Genomic DNA, 17,328 nt, shown 5'->3' with positions numbered 1-17,328 from the left:
TTCGTCACCTCAGCGCGCTGATCGATTTGTAGACAATCGGTTCCTCTATACGGCAAAGCCATTCCGCTTGTGGTGAACCAATGCGGTGTTCCATCTCCTGAAGCGATAGTTCGCCATTCATGAATGCGTAAAAATGACTGGCGATGGTCTCTCCGTGCAATGACGCGAAATGAGACAATGTCTTTGCATAAGCGTCTTTATAAAAGGAAGATTCTCGTGCATGGGCAATGTGGTAGTTCACCGCGCGCTCGGCAAACGTAAATTCAAGTCCTGCCTGTAGTAGCCGCAACCCGAGTTCAAAATGCTCCACACCCCAGGTCACAAACCCTTCTTCAAACTGTTGCTGTGCCAAAACAGCGCGATGAACGGAAGCATTCCCGCTGTAAAATGTCATCCAAGCCACTTGTGAATCGGTATGGCCAGCGCTGTCATAGATGTCGTTCATCAATTTGATATACCGCGGCGTTTTCGAACGTTGCATATGTGGCGCCAAATCTGCGTAGCCGCGTATCTTGTCCAGTTTAGAAATGTACATTTCCTGCACATTGCCAATGACCACACGCTGATTGCTTGTGCCATGCGCCGCCACATGCTCGGATACAAACTGTGGGCTGGGCACGCGGTCCGCGTCACAAAAGATCAAAATCTCTCCTCGGCTATGCGCAATGCCTCGGTTGCGCGCGATGGCGCGCCCCGCGTTTTCTTGATATAAAAGAGTGCATCTAGCATGTTCGGGCAGTTGAATATCTTCGATGGCTCGCGCCGTCTCTGGCTCAGAACCATCGTCAACGACGACGATTTCAAAAGGCTCCGCAAAATCTGTCTGTTGCAAGCCGAGCATCGTCAGCCGCAAACGTTCCGGCTGGTTATAAACAGGTAAAATGACCGTCGCTTTCATCGAGGTGAACCCCTCACAAAGCTTTTTGATAGTGCATAAAATACTGCTCTAGTTCCAACATGCATTCCAGCCAGCGCATATTGTAATATTTCGGATTGTCGAAATCTGTATTTAGCCCACCCGACGCAAACTGCGCCATGATCTCGCGCACGCCTTGTTCGATAGAAACTGTGGAATTGTAACCGACCAGTCGTTCGAATTTGGAGCCGTCAATGCGATAATTGCGTGTATCAGTGGCGCCGCTCAACTTCACTTGAGCCCCTACACCATCATCGTCGAGGATGTCTCGCACCTGATTCGCAAGATCGATGATTTTGACGTTCGTCGTCACCAAATTAAAAATCTCGCCATTGACTTGCTTCTGTTCCGCCTCGACACATTGAATATGGGCATTCGCAATATCTGTCACATGAATCATCGGCCGCCATACCTCGCCAGTGCCGTGGACGGTAATGACGCCATCGCGCATGCCCTGCATGACAAATGTGTTCACAGCCAAATCCCAGCGCATACGCGGGGAATAACCAAACAACGTCCCTTGGCGCAGTACGACTGTCGCGAATTGATCATTCGCCTCTTTGAGAATCTCCTGTTCCGCCATCAGTTTTGTACGCGCGTAGTCGCTTTGCGGGAAAACCTCATTTTGTTCATTCGCCAAATCGTCGATGTGAAATCCGTAAATGGCCGCTGAGGAAGCGTAGGTAAAAATACGCACCCCCATCTCTTTCGCGGATGCGACCAAATTTTTCGATGCAATGTAATTGATACTGTAATTGGCGCCCATATCAAATTCCGCTGTCGGATCGTTCGATAGCCCCGCGAGATGGATGACCGCATCCACGCCTTGGAACCAGCGCGGATCTACGTTGCGCACATCTGCATTGATCAGTTCAACGCGTTCACTCAATTGCTCCAGGCCAAACGTGCCCCAGATCAACTTGTCGACAATGCGAACTGCATGCCCCATACGCAACAGGCGCTTCACGACGTGAATCCCGATATAGCCGCATCCGCCCGTGACCAAGATCAATTTTTCGTCCATCAAATCACACCCTTTCCTGTGTTTCTGAGTGTTCGAGAATCAACTTGGCAAGATTCGAAATGTTATCCATAGCGGCCAAATCCAACTGCAACTCGTCAAACTCCAATTTAAACTTTTGCTCGATCATCACGACGGTTTCTATCAGCGAGATAGAATCCAATCCCAACTGGGCCGTCAACGAGCGCTTCGGGTCGATTTCCTGCGCATAGCCCATTTCTTTAAACATTTCCTGCAACTGTTTCACAATTTCCTCCATCTACTTCACCTCTCGCTTCGGAGTATGATGAATCGTCTTCCTAGAAATCTGGAAATTTGGTTAGAACCATTGAATTGCGTATCACCTGACCCGGGGTAGTACATGCGTGGTAAATCTCTCTAGTTCATCTTTGTACGGGTAGCCCCGCACGAAGAATGCCTCAACGCCGTGTTCGATATATTTTTGCAAAATGTCGGAGATGGCTTCATAACTTCCCACCAGACAAGCGCTTGCCCCGAAACGCGCCTGAAACAGCCCGGCCCACACATGTTCTTCGAGCAAGTAATTCGCTTGCTCTAATGCCTCCAACATCGTGTTGCCTTTGGCGCTCTGCGCCCGCTTGTAAAGCGCCAAGCGGATTTGTTGCTCTCTGCTCACCTTGCTCACGAGATCATGCGCCCGTTCCCACGCCTCCGCGTCAGTTGGACGGGCAATCACATCGAAAGTGATAGCCGGACGCACTGCAGAAGTGTGCTGACTGGAAACCTCATGCAACCTTTGCGTCATCTTGATGGTATTTTCCATCTTCTGTCCGCCGAATAGATAGTAATCATAGAAACGCGCTGAGATATCCAACGCACTCGCGGAATTGCCTGACAGGTAAAGCTTTGGCCGCTCCTGACCAGTCGGTTTCGGCACGACAGCGGCACTTTCCAGCGAATAATACGCGCCCTGCTTTGTGACGGAATCTTTCGTCCACAAATCGACAATCAACTCGGAGAATTCCTCGGTTCGCAGGTACCGCTCCTCTTTGTCTTCCACCTCATCCCCGTATTTTTTGAGTTCATTCGTGAACCCGCCGGTCACGATGTTGATGGAAGTACGGCCGTTGCTGACTTGATCTAGCGATCTCGCAAGCTGAGCGAGCACCAAGGGTTGCTGGTTGTCCGGGCGAGCAGCGACAATCAATTCAATTCGTTTCGTCTTCGTCGCTGTGTTCGTTGCAACAATCCAAGGATCCAAGTTATTGGATCCAACGGGAAACAATACGCCATCCATTCCTCCCTCTTCTGCCATACAGCACACGTTCGTGGCGTAATGTACATCATGGGGCTGCCAAAGCTTTAGATTTCCTAGATAGCTTCCATCCCCAGTCGTCGGCGCAAACCAGATGAATTTTGCCACACTGATTCTCCTTCGCCGTTATCTAAAATCACTCTATGTTATTTCATCACCCTGCCTACCCGAGAAAATTTATGTTGACCATTATGCCTCCACCTATATCAATCGATCAATATCATACGGTTATTATGAATATTTGACCGAATATGAAACTTCTTTTTTTGTTGTACTATTTATCTGGGAATTCATTGACGCCTAATTGATTCAGAATTGGAGTTGAGATACAGTGGACTATCCAGCGATACAGCCGATACAAGAACTCTCCTGCCTTTGCCGAACAGCGATTGCGCTTTTGGAGATGCACAACCATACAGCGAACGGCATCCTGGCGGATCAGTGGGATATGAATCTGGCAGTCTCACAAGCGGATAAAACATTTCCTCGCATGTTTTTAGAGTCTGGCAAATACACGTTGATTCGCGACCTTGATGAACTCTATGGCATCGGCGTTCGCGAATGCGAACGCAATGATATCGACCTCATATGTGAAGGTTTGCAGAATGGTATAAAATATATCGTCTCCATCAACCCAAAACTTTGGTATACATGGTATCAGCGGGTAGCCGATCTCGATCTCCCCTACCACGTCGTTCTACTGCTGGACTACAATGCGAAAACGAACCTCATCACGTACTGGGACAGTCGGGCGGGCGGAACAGACAACCGCGATTTATACCGTGAAATTGAGCGTGATCGACTGGCGCAGACGCTGTATCCGCATGTCGTGTGGGCATTGGACCTCCGCGACGCAAACCCGCTGCCCATCGAAGAAATGATTCGCCTGCAGTTTACTCGGGTGCTCATGAAGATGCGCGACAATCGGACCGTTCGGCTGTTCGATGAAGATATATTCCACGGACTGGCGGCATTACACGCTTTTGCGCAAGAGGTAGAAACACGAGTGGGAGATCTCGAAAACAGGACCCAATGGAGAAAGGCCATGTACTGTATCATGCGCACAGTGGCGCAGCGAGAGGTGTTTCTCCAGAAGATGAAGCACCGCCTCCGGCTCGATGACAACTTTTGTGATACTTATCTCAGCAAATGGCGCTACATGAGTTTTTTGCTTGGCAAAAAAGACGGCAAGCGCATGCAAGACTATTTGGAGCAAGTGACTGCGTTAGAAGAAACTTTGTCGAATTCAGTAGAGGACTGTCTGTTTTCATCGATTTATGAATCATGAGTCATGATTCATAACCAGTATTCCGTTCATGCGTGCAAATTGGAAATCAGATAGACTGCAAAAAGGACGAGACTGCCCCAAAAGTCAGTTGACTGCCAGGGCAGTTCTTTATTTGTCATCAAACAGAAACCGCCCTTTGGTAATTTGAATGATGACTAGATCCGCCGTCAATCAAGAAACAGTTGGCCAGAGACTGTCACGACAGCCGTGCCACCAACGTGTATTTCAGTTAGATCTCCTGGAAAAGTGTCAACATATACGATTCCTGGCCGCCCAACAGTGTCTCCCTGCGCAATTTTCAATGAATGAGGCGCGTTGGCATCGAGCATTCCCTCTAACACCAGATATCCAGCTAATGCCCCATTGGCTGCACCCGTCACAGGATCCTCTGCAATCCCAACAGCAGGCGCGAAGTCCCGCGTGTAAATGTCATACGGACTTCCCTCGGCCGCAAATGTGAATAAGTGGGTTGTTGCGGCTTTCTGTTCTGTATTCATTTGTCCCAATTCGGTCAGACGGGGCTGTGCAGTATCTATGGAGGACCGTGATCGAACTGGAATGAATAAATGCCAGTTACCGGTATAGCCTAGTCGGATCGGATATTTAGGGTCAAGTTCAGATACATCCATTCCGATTGCGTACGCAATTTTCTCTATCGGAACGTCCACATGACGTATACGTGGTGGAGCCTGTCGCATGAATACCCTCTCTATCATGCCATCGTCACCGATAAATCCGCGAATTGGCACAGTTCCTACGTTCGTTTCAAAGATGAGTTCCGTTGACTCAGGTTTCCAGCCGAATTCAGTGGCCATCAACCATGCAGCGCCCAAAGTGGCGTGACCACAAAAGTCAATTTCCGATTTTGGCGTAAAGTATCGCACTCGAAACTGTCCTTCGCTGGTAGTTGGAATCAAAAATGCTGTTTCAGACAGATTGAGTTCGCGAGCGATGTTTTGCATCTCTATTTCGGATAGCCCTGTCGCATCTGGGACAACACCTGCTGCATTGCCTCCAAACCGCTGATTCGTGAAAGCATCCACGTGATAAACTTGAAGCTGTTTCATGGTCGTTCATCTCCTTGTTCATTTGGTACTTCCACAGTAAATGATGCACCACGTTCATGTACAACGAATAATAATGAATGATAGCATCATGATGTGTGATGGTAAGGAGGACTCTATATGGACATCAACGCATTCCTGGTGTTCCGCACGGTTGCCGCTGAAGGCAGTGTTACGAAAGCAGCGGAACGATTGAACTATGTCCAATCGAATATCACCGCTCGCATTCAGCAATTGGAAAAGGAACTGGGCGTTACTTTGTTTCATCGCGATTATCGTAAAATGACGTTGACTTCAGCCGGACAAATCCTGTTGCCATATGCGAATCGACTGATTGAAACTTTCAACGAAGCAAAAGAAGCAGTGACTGACACTTCCATTCCGAGAGGTGCGCTGACCATCGGGGCGATGGATTCGGCGGCGGCTGTATGGCTGCCAAAAGTGGTCTCGGCATACCATAATCAATATCCTCTGGTCGATCTCAATATCTTTACGGCCCCCACAGAAGCTCAAATTCGTGCAGTTTTAGCACATGAAATTGATGGCGCATTCGTCGATGGACCGGTCTCACATCCTGAGCTTGTCAATGACCTGGAAATCGATGAACGATTGGTGTTGGTGTGCGCAAAGGCCAGAGGAACAATAGAATTGGAAGACGTTTTAGAAGAACCGCTGCTAACGCCATTTTCACGTTGTGTTTATCTGGATAGATGGCAGGGCTGGTTAAATGAACGAGGTCATCGCGTATCTAAGGTCATGGAGTTTGGCACGCTTGACGGGATTTTGCACTGCATCGAGAACGGTTTTGGCATCACTGTCGTGCCGTATGCCCAAATCCAACACCACGAAACCCAGCGAAAGATCCAATGTCATCGCATTCCTGAACCATATGGCACTGTTCCGACGGTTTTTATTCATCGACGCGATTCATACGTTTCAGGTGCGTTGCGTGCATTGATTGATATTGCCCATCTTGTTGTCATGGAGTCCTAAGTATTTAACCAAACTAAACAACCTTCGTCCAATGGAACCTCGGACGAAGGTTGCGTAAAGTCTTGTTTTTTCGCTGTCTACTTGACAGGGGGCAGTTCACATTTGAGACAGCCGCCTTTTTGCTCATCATTTTTTCCCTCAGTAACTTTTCACGACAAGCGGCTCATCCACAGCCGCCTCAGCATCATCGTTTTGAAAGGGAAGTTCTTCATCAAATACGATCCGTTGCCCACTTGGTTTCTTGTCAGCCACTTGTATGGTTGGCCGCTCCGCCTCCACGTCATAGATGCGCTCCAACAGGCGCTCGCGCAGCACCGCAGCAACCTTTTTGTGTGATTCCTTATCTATCAGATTGGTCAATTCATATGGATCAGACGCCAAATCGTACAAAAACTCCTCTACGTAACTGGTTGCAGACGGCTTTCTCAAATTCTCGCCCTCTGGCGCAGAGACGCTGTACTTCCATCGCTTTGTGCGAATGCAGCGCCCAATCTGTGATTCACTGATTTGGACGAACACTTCCTCCGGCCAGGACACAGGTGTTCGGCGCACAAGCGGCAAAACGGACTTGCCCTGCATTTCATCAGGCACCGCAATCCCCGCTGCATCGAGCAGCGTCGGCGGCAAGTCAATCAAACTCACAAGTTCTTGCACCGTTCCCCCGCCGTTAAAGTCCCGTCCGCCAATCACCATCGGCACTCGAATGGAACTGTCGTGACAACTCCGCTTGTACTCCCTGTTGCGCGTCTTAAAATGATTGCCGTGATCCGACGTGAACACAATGATGGTATCTTCGAGCAACTTTAAGCTGGTCAGACAGTCCGTCAAACGACCAAACGCCTCGTCCAGTCGTTTGATCATCCCCATATACCCACCCATCTGCTGCGCCGCCGTGCCACCCAGCGCCGCTAAATCAGGCGGCATCCATTTGCCTGCGTACCGTTCCCGATAGCCTACAGGCGCTGGGTAATCATCCCGGTGGTTTTGGTGATGCGGTTCGAGAAAGGACAGAAACAAGAAAAATGGGTCGTCTGCATGCCCATCGATATAACGGATGGCCGCATCGGTCAACGCGTCCACGCGATACCCCGGCAAGCGCACGCGATGACCGTCTCCATCATAGAGAGATGTATCATACGCATCGGAAGTATGTTCCAGCGCGTTTGAGCCAAGCCAGTGATCGTATCCTTGCCTTTCAGCGGCAGCGACTGGATTGCTCGAAGCCAAATGCCATTTGCCGATATAGGCGGTTTGATAACCAGCGGATTGAAAATGGCTCCCCAATGTACGTGTCGTCGATGGCAAGGGAATGCCATTGCGATAGCATCCCGTCGTCGTCGCGTACATTCCGGATTGCACGCAAGACCGAGCCGGTCCACAAACCGGCTGGCACGTAAACGCGTGCTCAAAATTCGTCCCGTATTTTGCATAGCGATCCAGATTCGGCGTGATCTCGGCAGGATTGCCGTTGGCCCCTAACGTGTCCCACCGTTGCTGATCTGTAAAAAAGACGATGACATTCGGTCGATTGCGCTTTACCACAGAAGATTCCCCTCTCCACTCAAAAATACTTTGTCGATCCCGCCTCCACTGTCTGCGTGCTTCGCATCAAGCGGAAAACTCGATTTGATCCGCAGTCTCAAGCAGAATGAACGTGCTGTCCGGCAGCGTAGATTTCAGTTGCTGCAATGTCTGCTGATGTGCTTCTGACACAAGCGGCAATTCGACAAGCACCACGCGAGCATGCTGCGCGATGGCCAGCGCGCCCAACAACCGCAATGTGCGCAGAGACTGATTTTGGGTCCAGCGCGTTGCCGGAACATCCAAATTGATGGTGCGGCTTTCTTCCTGTAGAAACCGAATGGCATCCTGCTGTGCAGATGGCGAATACGCCGACCACTGCAACAGTTCTTTGAGTGTGACGTCGTCAAACGGAAAATCGCTTGAAATCCACGTGACCATCTTGCGCCAACTGTCCAGCGGTATATCTGCCACAGGCGTATCTCCAGCGCGAACATCAATGCCGTCTGTTTCCCGCAAGCGCAAAATCGCATCGCGCACATCGTCGATGAAGCCGGATTGGCCTTGAATCCGTTGCAATGTGCCAGGCGCGCCCTGCACAACGTGTGTCCCGTGCGCCAATTGAATCCCAACGCGCAGCGGCGTTGACGATTGTAGAAGAGATGCATCGGCCTCTACCAACTGATCAGATTCACGCTCTGGTTGTTCTGCGTGATAAGACGAAACCCTTTCCACATTGGCCAGAATGCCGTAGATCCCGACATAACTGCTGACACCGCCGCCCAATCCCACATATAGCGCCGCGTAAGACATGATGGCGGTCAACGTGCCCAGCGTCAGTGATCCATGAATGACGCTAAGTCCACCAACTGCGTAAAATGCGGCGGTCAACACATTGCTTTCCAAGTTGGACAATGTCGTGCCATACCAATAGTTTCGCAACGATTGCACAAGCCCCAAGCGATACAGCAGACGATTACTCCTAGATAGACTTGGAATCTCTTCACGTTCCACGCCGAGCGCCCTGACCATAAAAGCGAACTGCAGGCTGGAGATCTTGTGCAGTTCTTTAAACATATTCCCGACCACTTCGAACAATCTCTGCTGCAGGCGAGCGTTGAAGCGCGCGACCCAGAGGGTCAATACCACAAATGGGATGTCGACAGCGAGCGTGAGCAATCCGTAATGCGCGCCGCCGATGGTCCATAACAGAACCATCCCAGGGATATTGGGAATCACTTGCCACGTCAATACCTTGATGAGCTGATCCGTGCCTGTGTATATTGCATTCACGTCATTGATGCCACGCGTCACGATGTCTGACGCGTCATGTTGCTGGAAGAAGGAAAATGGCGAGCGGATCAACCGCGAAAAGAAATCATCGCGGATTTCACCGCACATGCGCTTTCCACCCATTTGCACGAACAGCGTCACAAACAGCCCGTTTGCCACACCTTGCGCCATGCCAAACAGGATGAGCAGAATCGCGTTGACATTTAAGGCTGCATGATTGTGCTTGCCGATGCCCACATCAATGATGTGTTTGGTGAACAACGGTGAAACGGTTGTGCCTACACTCGACAAAGCCACACCAAACACCAGAATGACCAGCCAATAGAGCCAAAACCGGCGGATATAACCCAGCAACCAGCGAAAGGGAACAAAAAAGCGGCCTGTTTTTTGCACTTTGGTCTTACCTAGCTCCATCGACCGCCACCAACCGCTGTTCTCCCCTTGAACAGCCTCCTCTGGCGAAGATGCATCCGCGTCAGGAACGGCCAGTCTCGCTGTTTCATACTCGACGGGATCACGCTGCAGTACAGGCTCGTTGGCAGACACAACGCCCTGCTCCGTGATTTCGTCACTGCGCCGCACCAAATATTTAGTACCCACAGGCAAATTGCGGGAGCGCGGTTGAATTCTGATGACGGGACGATGGAATTCGTTCCAACGAATGGCGGTGTCCGCCGGCTCACTGATGACAACCCAAACCGGGCTTTGACGAAGAGACGCCGCTACAAGACTCACCTGAAAGCCTGTTGTGGGAGATAATCGACTCCCCAATTGCACATCTACGTCAGGAAATGCCGCCTTGTCGCCAATCAGCTCGCGCCAGGCCGCCTTCCATGTCGCCTCATCGCTTTCCGGCGCGGCTTTGCGCCAAAATTCGCGTATGGTCACAGGGATATCTGGAAATTCTCCGCTGATGATGGAGACGATGGCTCGGCGCGTCGAGCTGGGAGCCGCGTGAATGTTGTGCCTGCCTATCTTGATGTTGCCTTGCCGAAGCAAACTCCACCCTGACAAAGCAGCCGCCCATGACCAACGCGCGTCTTCGGCACTAGCCTCGTCCACAATGGTCAATACCTCACCAGATTCCAAGCTAAAATGAAGGTTTGAAGCCAAAATGTGACCATTGGCATCTGCAATGGTCGCATTGACTGTGGTAATGGACAGAGACTGATTCCGAAATTCATCAGTAGGCTGATCTACCTCTACATGTGCGTCAAATTTCTCCAAATCGTGGCTGACACGCTCTGCAACTGCGGCAAGACTCCGAAATGAAAACCAAAGTTCAGCCAGCGAATGAATCGGGTTATCCAAGCGCGAGACCAGATTGACCATCGCAAGCATCACGCCCAACGACAACGCACCGGAAAAAATGTGATGTCCACCGATAAGCCATAGAATGCCAATGGTCGCGGCCGTGATGATTTGAAACGTATTGTCATACCAATGGCTAAATACTTGCTCAAAAATAGACGCGTTTGTCAGCACGCGGTTTTGATCCCGAAACGATTCTTCGACATTGCGTCGCCGTCCCAGCAGTTTGTCGAGGAGAACACGTTGTTTGGTCACATGACGCAGAAGAAAACCTGTCAATTTCGTGAGCGTCTCATATTGACGATGTGCAGCGCCGTATGTCAATCTCCCCCACCAGATTGCCAGAAAAATCGGAATCGGCAGCAAGAGAAAAGCCCAAAGCGAAAGTTGAACGCTCAACGCAAACATGGCAATGATGGCCGATATCAATTGAACCACATTGCTGATGGCTGACGTGATGGTCGACAACAGGCCGGCGACGCCAGTAAACACTGGCGAATCTCCACCAGGCACACCGACTTCGTTGATGGAGCGCACTGTCGTCTGCCCCGCGCCCCGAAGCACCAACTGATCCAACGGCATGTCCATTTGACGTTTGATCACATCTTCCCGCAAACGCCAGATGATTCGGCTGTTCGACCAACTGGAAAACCAGCCGCTGACCGCATCCACGAATGCAAGCAGCGCATATACGAGCAGCAAATGCCAGATGTCGCCCCACAAGGCCGAAGTAGAATGATGGCCGATGTCGTTGTTGACGATGTTTTTGATCACGAATGCAGGCAAAACACCCAGATAAGACGATAGGATAATGAACGCGAGTAGTCCGATTGCCGCCCACCAGACATATTTGATATACCCGATTAGCTTCCAAACACCGACCATCTGCGTGCGACCAGTAGGCGGCTTCAGCTTTCCGCCCATTTCCCGCCAAAACCAGAAGTTTCTCAGTCGCAATCGCGCCAGTACATCATGTTCCGCCTTGCCCTGCCCATCGCTACGAATGCTCGAACTTGTTTCGTCAGGCTGATAGGACATCGTATTTACCTCCCTTTGTCTCGAAATTAGAGATATGCGCCACATCGCAAACAGGCCGTCTAACGAAACTGAACGAAAAAAGGCCCCACTCATGCGCGCAAGCTTAAAGCATGCGAACATGAGCAGAGCCTTCGGTGGTCCGATCAGCCTGTATCTCTATTGGTCACGATAAAACACCGACTAACAATCCACAGTAAAATCATGTGTTTTATCGGAACTGAATAATGTGCATGTTAAAGGTGATTCTCAAGTTTGTCAACTCTGTTTTCTCGATTACTCAAACTCCTCCAATTGCGGGCTGATACAGGTGCGCGTGTTGACGATGGCGTGCGACGGTTTGGCGACTGCTCCGCCAAGCAACGGATCCCCAGTTGACGCCATCCATGTATGAAGGCGCGCGGACAAGTCTTGGTAAATTTGCTGATAAGCGGGGTCAGAAATCCGATTGATTCGCTCCACAGGATCCAAGTAAAGATCAAACAGCATCTCCCTATCGCGCGATCCAGCCAGTATCCCGCTCTGCATCAAGATGTCCTTACTTGCGCTGTCATCGATGTTCGCAGGGACATAACCGTCGTGATCGTCATAAAGGCAAATGAGTTTGTAGCGATCCGTTCGAATGGCGCGCATTGGCTCATAAGCAGCGTGAAATGTCACCTCTGCGAATACCTCTTCACGGATTGTGTGAACTTGGCCATTCAACAGTGGAATCAGCGATTTTCCTTCCAACCAATCTGGTTCTGGCAACTGACAGATGTCACAAACGGTGGGAAACAAATCCAATTGGGAAACGAGCGCGTCGACCACTTTGCCCTGCGCCGGATTGCCGGGGTAGTCCACGATAAAAGACACGCCAATGCCTGTATCGTAGAGGTTGCATTTCATCATTGGAAATGCGATGCCATGGTCTGTGGTAAAAACGACCAAGGTGTTCGCTGCTTTTCCGCTGTCACGCAACGCTTCTAGCACTTCGCCAACACATTGGTCGACCAGTTGCGCGGAGCCCATGTATGCTGCGAAATCCTGCCGGGTCTCAGGCAAATCAGGCAGTGGATAAGGCGGCATGACATAGTCTGGATTCACGCCACAGTCCGCTGGGAACGCTCGATGCGTGTTCAACAGCCCGTACGACAAGAAAAATGGCTGCGTATCTGTCTCTTTCGCACGAAGATATTTGGCAACCTCTTTGGCATTTGTCAAATCCTCTGCCGCATCCGCCGCGTGACCTGGCTGATAAGTGCGCAGCACTTTCTGGTATCCGAGATCTTCAATCTGGTTCGATTCATGTTGGACGCCGCACAGCACCGTTTCATAGCCATGCTGATTGAGAAAATGCGCCATGTGTTTCCTGTAATCCGTCATGCTGAAACCGCGATGCGCGAGTCCAAGCATGCCATTGACATGCGGCATCGTCCCTGTCAGCATCGCAGAACGACTGGGTGAACATGTCGGCGCAGCGCTAAAAGCCTTGCGAAACAAAGTCCCTTTTTGCGCAAAATCCATTAAATTGGGCGTGGGAATGTGGTATCCATACGGCTGGATGTAGCGCCCTGTGTCGTGCGTGTGGATGAATAAGACGTTGAACATGATTACGCCCCCAATATTGTCAATTGCGCACCTGCGAAGACACCAAATGGTTCTTCACAGGTGCGCTATGCTGAAAATCAACCAATGTCACCAAGCACCTACACCTGGCGATTTCGCTGTTGAATTTCTTCGACGATACGCGCAAAGGCATTTTGGTTGAATCGATAAAATGAAAGGATGCAGATCCCCAGCAGCGCGCCGATGATGGGCAGCAATGTCTGCATGACCAAAATACCATGCAAAGTCCCTGCCGTTTGCGTTTTGTTTGCAACGTATCCAAACGCGCTTAACAGCGAACCAGACAGTTTTGCCGCGACTGCCGCCGCCAGCAGTTGTACGAAGATAAACGCCGCATAAATCATCCCTTCGGCGCGCACCCCCGTCCTCCATTGACCGTATTCGACCGTGTCAGGCACCATTGACCAAAGCAGCGGTGTGGTCAAGCCAAACCCTGCATATGTGACGGCGCCAAAGAAGAAGACCGCACCGACATTCGCGTGCAGAAGATAAAAACCAAGCAAGGCGATTGCGATGAGCGCTTGACCGACAATCCCGACATTTCGCTTGCCTATCCGGCTGACCACAAATGGGTTGATGATGATAAACACAATCATCACGGCAAAACCAATAAACGAATAGACCGAAAACAAGTCAGCACGTCCAATGTTGTACTTAAAAAAATAGACAGCCACTGAGTTTTTGATGGATAACGACATCTGGTTCACCAGAATAAACAGCAACAGCAACATCAGATATTTATTTACGAATACCGTCTTCAATTGCGTGCCAAACGGCTGCCGCGGCCGTTCAGGCTGCACCTTCGCCGCGGTCTCAACAAGACCTACGCCTTTTGTGCCAAAAAACGAGATCAACATCGACGCGAACAACATCAGCCCAAATATCGAGTAAATCACTTTAAAGCCATTCGCTTCCACATGAAACAAATGTACTAGTGGCAATGTCGCCGTCGTGACGACAAGCCCGCCGAACTGTCCGATGGACACCTTGATGGAAGAAATGCGTGCTCGCGCATAATAGTCGTCTGACATGACGGCGAGCAAAGAACTGTAAGGAACATTCACAATCGAATAAATGACATTAAACAAGATATACGTGATATACGCATAGGCCAGTTTGTCTGAAGAAGACAAATGAGGCGCGGAAAACGTCAACACGCCGATCACGGCCAACGGCAATGATCCAAACAAAAGATATGGCCTAAATTTTCCAAAGCGGCTTCTGGTGCGATCCATGATGATGCCCATCGCTGGATTGGCCACCAAGTTGACAAGTTGGACGATAAACATCAAACTTCCTGCCGCAGCCGCTGTGATGCCAAAGTCATCTGTATAAAAATAGAGAAGATAGGTTGAAACCGCGTTGAAAAAAAGATTTAAACCAAAATTGCCTGCCGCATAACTGAATGCCTGTTTGACATTGATCTTTACAGACGTCGTTGCACTCATGTTTTCCCTTCTTTCATCAGTTCAGTAAGTTCCACGCGCAAACCAAGCCAATCACGCGCTTTTTGCTGCAGCTGCATCAACGAGATACAAACACTCCTGCATCGCTGTCTCTTGGTACGGTGTCGGAAGTATGCAAGAACCAGTCCAGTAAGCGCCGTTCCAGATCTGCCCTGATCTTTTCGTAGCGATCATCTTGGTAGACATTGCGGAGTTCGAGCGGATCGACCGTTAAGTCATATAGCTCACTGATGTCATTCGTCCTGCGAATGAGCTTGTAGTCCAGCGTCCGCATCATCGTCGTCCGGCACACGCTTGCAGGATGTTCCTGCTGCTGCCTTGCTTTGGGCCAATAAATGCTCTGGCGATTGTTGGCGAACCAAGCATCCCGAACCGGATCTCCCTCAAAACAGTGCCGCTCGCGCAGATCATAACCCCCATCCGCAAAAACGGCCCGATCCCGGTCGCCCGATGCGCCGCGCAGCTGTGGCACAAGCGATTGCGCGAAGTGATCATGCCTTGCCTCGACGCCTACGAGGTCTAACATGGTCGCCATGATGTCGAACAGTTCCACCTGCTCGCGGACGACATGCCCTGCCTGGCATCCCGGACTGCGAATCAACAACGGCACCCGCGTCAAGCAATCCTCCATGCCGTTCGGCCACTTCTCGACTAAACCGTAGTCGCCGGCGTAATCCCCGTGATCTGACGACACAATGACCGTCGTGTTGTCAGAAAAACCATTTGCCTCAAGCCCTTGTATCAGTTCCCCAAATGCCGCATCCACGTGGCTTGTCATCCCTAGATAAACGGCCTGAATTTGTTTCAACGTGTCGTCAGAAAGCGCATCTAAATGCCGATAAGCGCGAATCAACTCGTGGTACGACGGTTTATCTTGATGAACAACAGGCTTTAACGGCGGTAACGCGTCCGGTGTATACATGCTGTAAAACGGCTCTGGCGCAACGTACGGCGCGTGCGGCAACAACGTCGGCAAAAAGAGCACAAATGGCGCTTCCTTTGCTTCTTCCGACTGCAAAAAATCAATCGCCCGCTGGACGTGAATCTGCGTCTCGGTAAGTCCTTGGTCTCCACGCTCAGGCTCCATTAAAAAACTGTAAAAACGAGGATCATCCTCTGCGTACGGGTTGGTTTTGCGAAAATCACCCATCATCTCTCGTTTCATCTCATCCGGCGACCGATACGCATCGTCCCCCAACAGATCCTTTAATGCTTCATCGGCGTATAGATGATTCTTGCCGAACCACTTGATTTGATAGCCCGCTTCTTTGAGATAGCCAAAAAGGCTGGGTTCGTGTGGGCGCAGCAGATGCCACAAAGTTCGATGACCAGATACGTGAGGATACAAACCTGTCATCAGGCTGCACCGCGAAGGCGAACACACCGTGTTCTGAACATGACATTGCTCAAATTGAACCCCTTGCCGCGCGAATTCATCCAAATTTGGCGTCTGGGCAACTGGGTGTCCGTAACACCCCAAACTTTCAGCGCGCAATTCGTCGGGAAAGAAAAAGAGAAAGTTGGGTCTGGATGTGGTCATTCAGCATTCCTCCATTGGCTTTTTGTCATCGGATCTTGTCACATTTCCAGATGTTTAAATGCCACGTTCGTTTTACATAGTGTTAATTAATGTATACACATCGTCAACATCGAACATACCACAATTCTCATCATTCCAATGTTTTTTGTCAATTTTATAGTGATGTCATGACAAGTTGACGTGGTATCACTCCGTGATATTCCCTACTTTGTAAAGGGGGGCGACCGCTACCTTGCAGACGGGACATGCCGTAAGATAGGATCATGAGGTTCACATGAATAGAAAAGAACGTGGACAAGCGCATTTGATGTTAAACCGTGGGAGAGTTGCTTTGTGGAATCCAAACGAAAGCAGCGCGCAGATATGGTTCGGCAGTTGATGAAAAAAGACATTCTGGAATCCGCTTTCCTATTGACATTGGAGAAGGGGATTCCAGGGGTAACCATTGTGGATATCGCGCAAAAAGCCGGCACGAGCCGTGTGAACATCTATAACTACTACAAGTCGATCGACGAAATTATGTTTGATGTGCAAACGGATGTGCTCACACAGTTGCATGCGTTCAGCGACTTTGAAGCGCCGAAAGAGCAAAATGGCGCACAGCAGCTCGCCGCTTTGCTGTATCAATTGATTGGGAGATTCAAAACACATCGTGATCAAATACGATTTACCGCTGTATTCGATCACGCTTATCGCACGGCCTATCCTTTGCCGGAGTTGCAAGAAATGTATCGCGAGTTCATCCGCAATCTGTATGGCCCAATCGAAAGCGTGCTGTTACAAGGCATTGAAGACGGTTCATTGGATTTGGCAGACCACTTAAAAGCAGACATCCGCGTGCTGACGATGACGTTGATCCATTCCACGTTTGGCACCATGCAGCGTTTGGCGACGCGCAGAAATGTGTTTCAACAAGATTCTGCGCAAGCGGATTTTGCCATCTTGGAAAATTTTCTATCTTTGCTTCTAAAATCATTGACAGCTTAACACATGCGG

At 50.2% G+C, this 17,328-nt stretch carries 13 protein-coding genes; 3 read left to right on the top strand and 10 right to left on the bottom strand.

Annotated elements, in window-relative coordinates:
- Nucleotides 1-4: 4 nt before the first annotated feature.
- From ACFSB2_RS04630 to ACFSB2_RS04615, 4 genes are all read right to left on the bottom strand, one after another.
- On the bottom strand, nt 5-898 hold the full coding sequence (locus ACFSB2_RS04630; RefSeq protein WP_377941652.1) for a glycosyltransferase family 2 protein: 894 nt from the start codon (nt 896-898) through the stop codon (nt 5-7).
- Between the two features lie 13 nt (nt 899-911).
- A complete protein-coding gene (locus ACFSB2_RS04625; RefSeq protein WP_377941651.1) occupies nt 912-1,940 on the bottom strand; it encodes an NAD-dependent epimerase/dehydratase family protein in 1,029 nt (342 codons plus the stop codon).
- 4 nt (nt 1,941-1,944) lie between these two features.
- The gene (locus tag ACFSB2_RS04620) at nt 1,945-2,196 is read right to left on the bottom strand and encodes an acyl carrier protein (protein WP_377941650.1); all 252 of its coding nucleotides are present in this window, start codon (nt 2,194-2,196) and stop codon (nt 1,945-1,947) included.
- Nucleotides 2,197-2,277: 81 nt separating this feature from the next.
- Complete coding sequence (locus tag ACFSB2_RS04615) at nt 2,278-3,321, bottom strand: LLM class flavin-dependent oxidoreductase (RefSeq protein WP_377941649.1); 1,044 nt, start codon at nt 3,319-3,321, stop codon at nt 2,278-2,280.
- Nucleotides 3,322-3,544: 223 nt separating this feature from the next.
- On the opposite strand from ACFSB2_RS04615, the gene ACFSB2_RS04610 reads away from it, so the two are divergent.
- Entirely contained in the window at nt 3,545-4,501 is a 957-nt protein-coding gene (locus tag ACFSB2_RS04610; protein ID WP_377941648.1) for a hypothetical protein, read from the top strand.
- 167 nt (nt 4,502-4,668) lie between these two features.
- On the opposite strand, the gene ACFSB2_RS04605 is transcribed toward ACFSB2_RS04610, so the two are convergent.
- Nucleotides 4,669-5,568, bottom strand: a complete 900-nt coding sequence (locus ACFSB2_RS04605; RefSeq protein ID WP_377941646.1) for a PhzF family phenazine biosynthesis protein — start codon at nt 5,566-5,568, stop codon at nt 4,669-4,671.
- A gap of 117 nt (nt 5,569-5,685) precedes the next feature.
- Between ACFSB2_RS04605 and ACFSB2_RS04600 the strand changes: the two genes are divergently transcribed.
- On the top strand, nt 5,686-6,558 hold the full coding sequence (locus ACFSB2_RS04600; protein WP_377941645.1) for a LysR family transcriptional regulator: 873 nt from the start codon (nt 5,686-5,688) through the stop codon (nt 6,556-6,558).
- 138 nt (nt 6,559-6,696) lie between these two features.
- Here the strand turns inward: ACFSB2_RS04600 and ACFSB2_RS04595 are convergent, their stop codons facing one another.
- The 5 genes from ACFSB2_RS04595 to ACFSB2_RS04575 form a co-directional block, all read right to left on the bottom strand.
- Complete coding sequence (locus ACFSB2_RS04595) at nt 6,697-8,100, bottom strand: sulfatase-like hydrolase/transferase (RefSeq protein ID WP_377941644.1); 1,404 nt, start codon at nt 8,098-8,100, stop codon at nt 6,697-6,699.
- Between the two features lie 66 nt (nt 8,101-8,166).
- Complete coding sequence (locus tag ACFSB2_RS04590) at nt 8,167-11,721, bottom strand: ABC transporter transmembrane domain-containing protein (RefSeq protein ID WP_377941642.1); 3,555 nt, start codon at nt 11,719-11,721, stop codon at nt 8,167-8,169.
- A 273-nt stretch (nt 11,722-11,994) separates the two neighbouring features.
- Nucleotides 11,995-13,308, bottom strand: coding sequence for a sulfatase family protein (locus ACFSB2_RS04585; protein WP_377941641.1), 1,314 nt, complete (start codon nt 13,306-13,308; stop codon nt 11,995-11,997).
- Between the two features lie 98 nt (nt 13,309-13,406).
- Nucleotides 13,407-14,774, bottom strand: coding sequence for an MFS transporter (locus tag ACFSB2_RS04580; protein ID WP_377941639.1), 1,368 nt, complete (start codon nt 14,772-14,774; stop codon nt 13,407-13,409).
- A 76-nt stretch (nt 14,775-14,850) separates the two neighbouring features.
- Nucleotides 14,851-16,332 carry a sulfatase-like hydrolase/transferase gene (locus ACFSB2_RS04575; protein WP_377941638.1) on the bottom strand — a complete coding sequence of 494 codons (1,482 nt, stop codon included), beginning with the start codon at nt 16,330-16,332 and terminating at the stop codon, nt 14,851-14,853.
- A 333-nt stretch (nt 16,333-16,665) separates the two neighbouring features.
- On the opposite strand from ACFSB2_RS04575, the gene ACFSB2_RS04570 reads away from it, so the two are divergent.
- The gene (locus ACFSB2_RS04570; RefSeq protein ID WP_377941637.1) at nt 16,666-17,319 is read left to right on the top strand and encodes a TetR/AcrR family transcriptional regulator; all 654 of its coding nucleotides are present in this window, start codon (nt 16,666-16,668) and stop codon (nt 17,317-17,319) included.
- Nucleotides 17,320-17,328 lie beyond the last annotated feature (9 nt).

The sequence above is a fragment of the Alicyclobacillus fodiniaquatilis genome (genome assembly GCF_042678105.1).
GTDB lineage: Bacteria > Bacillota > Bacilli > Alicyclobacillales > Alicyclobacillaceae > Alicyclobacillus > Alicyclobacillus fodiniaquatilis.
The sequence above is the reverse complement of the archived record's forward strand: the minus strand, read 5'-3'. Positions and strand labels throughout refer to the sequence as shown.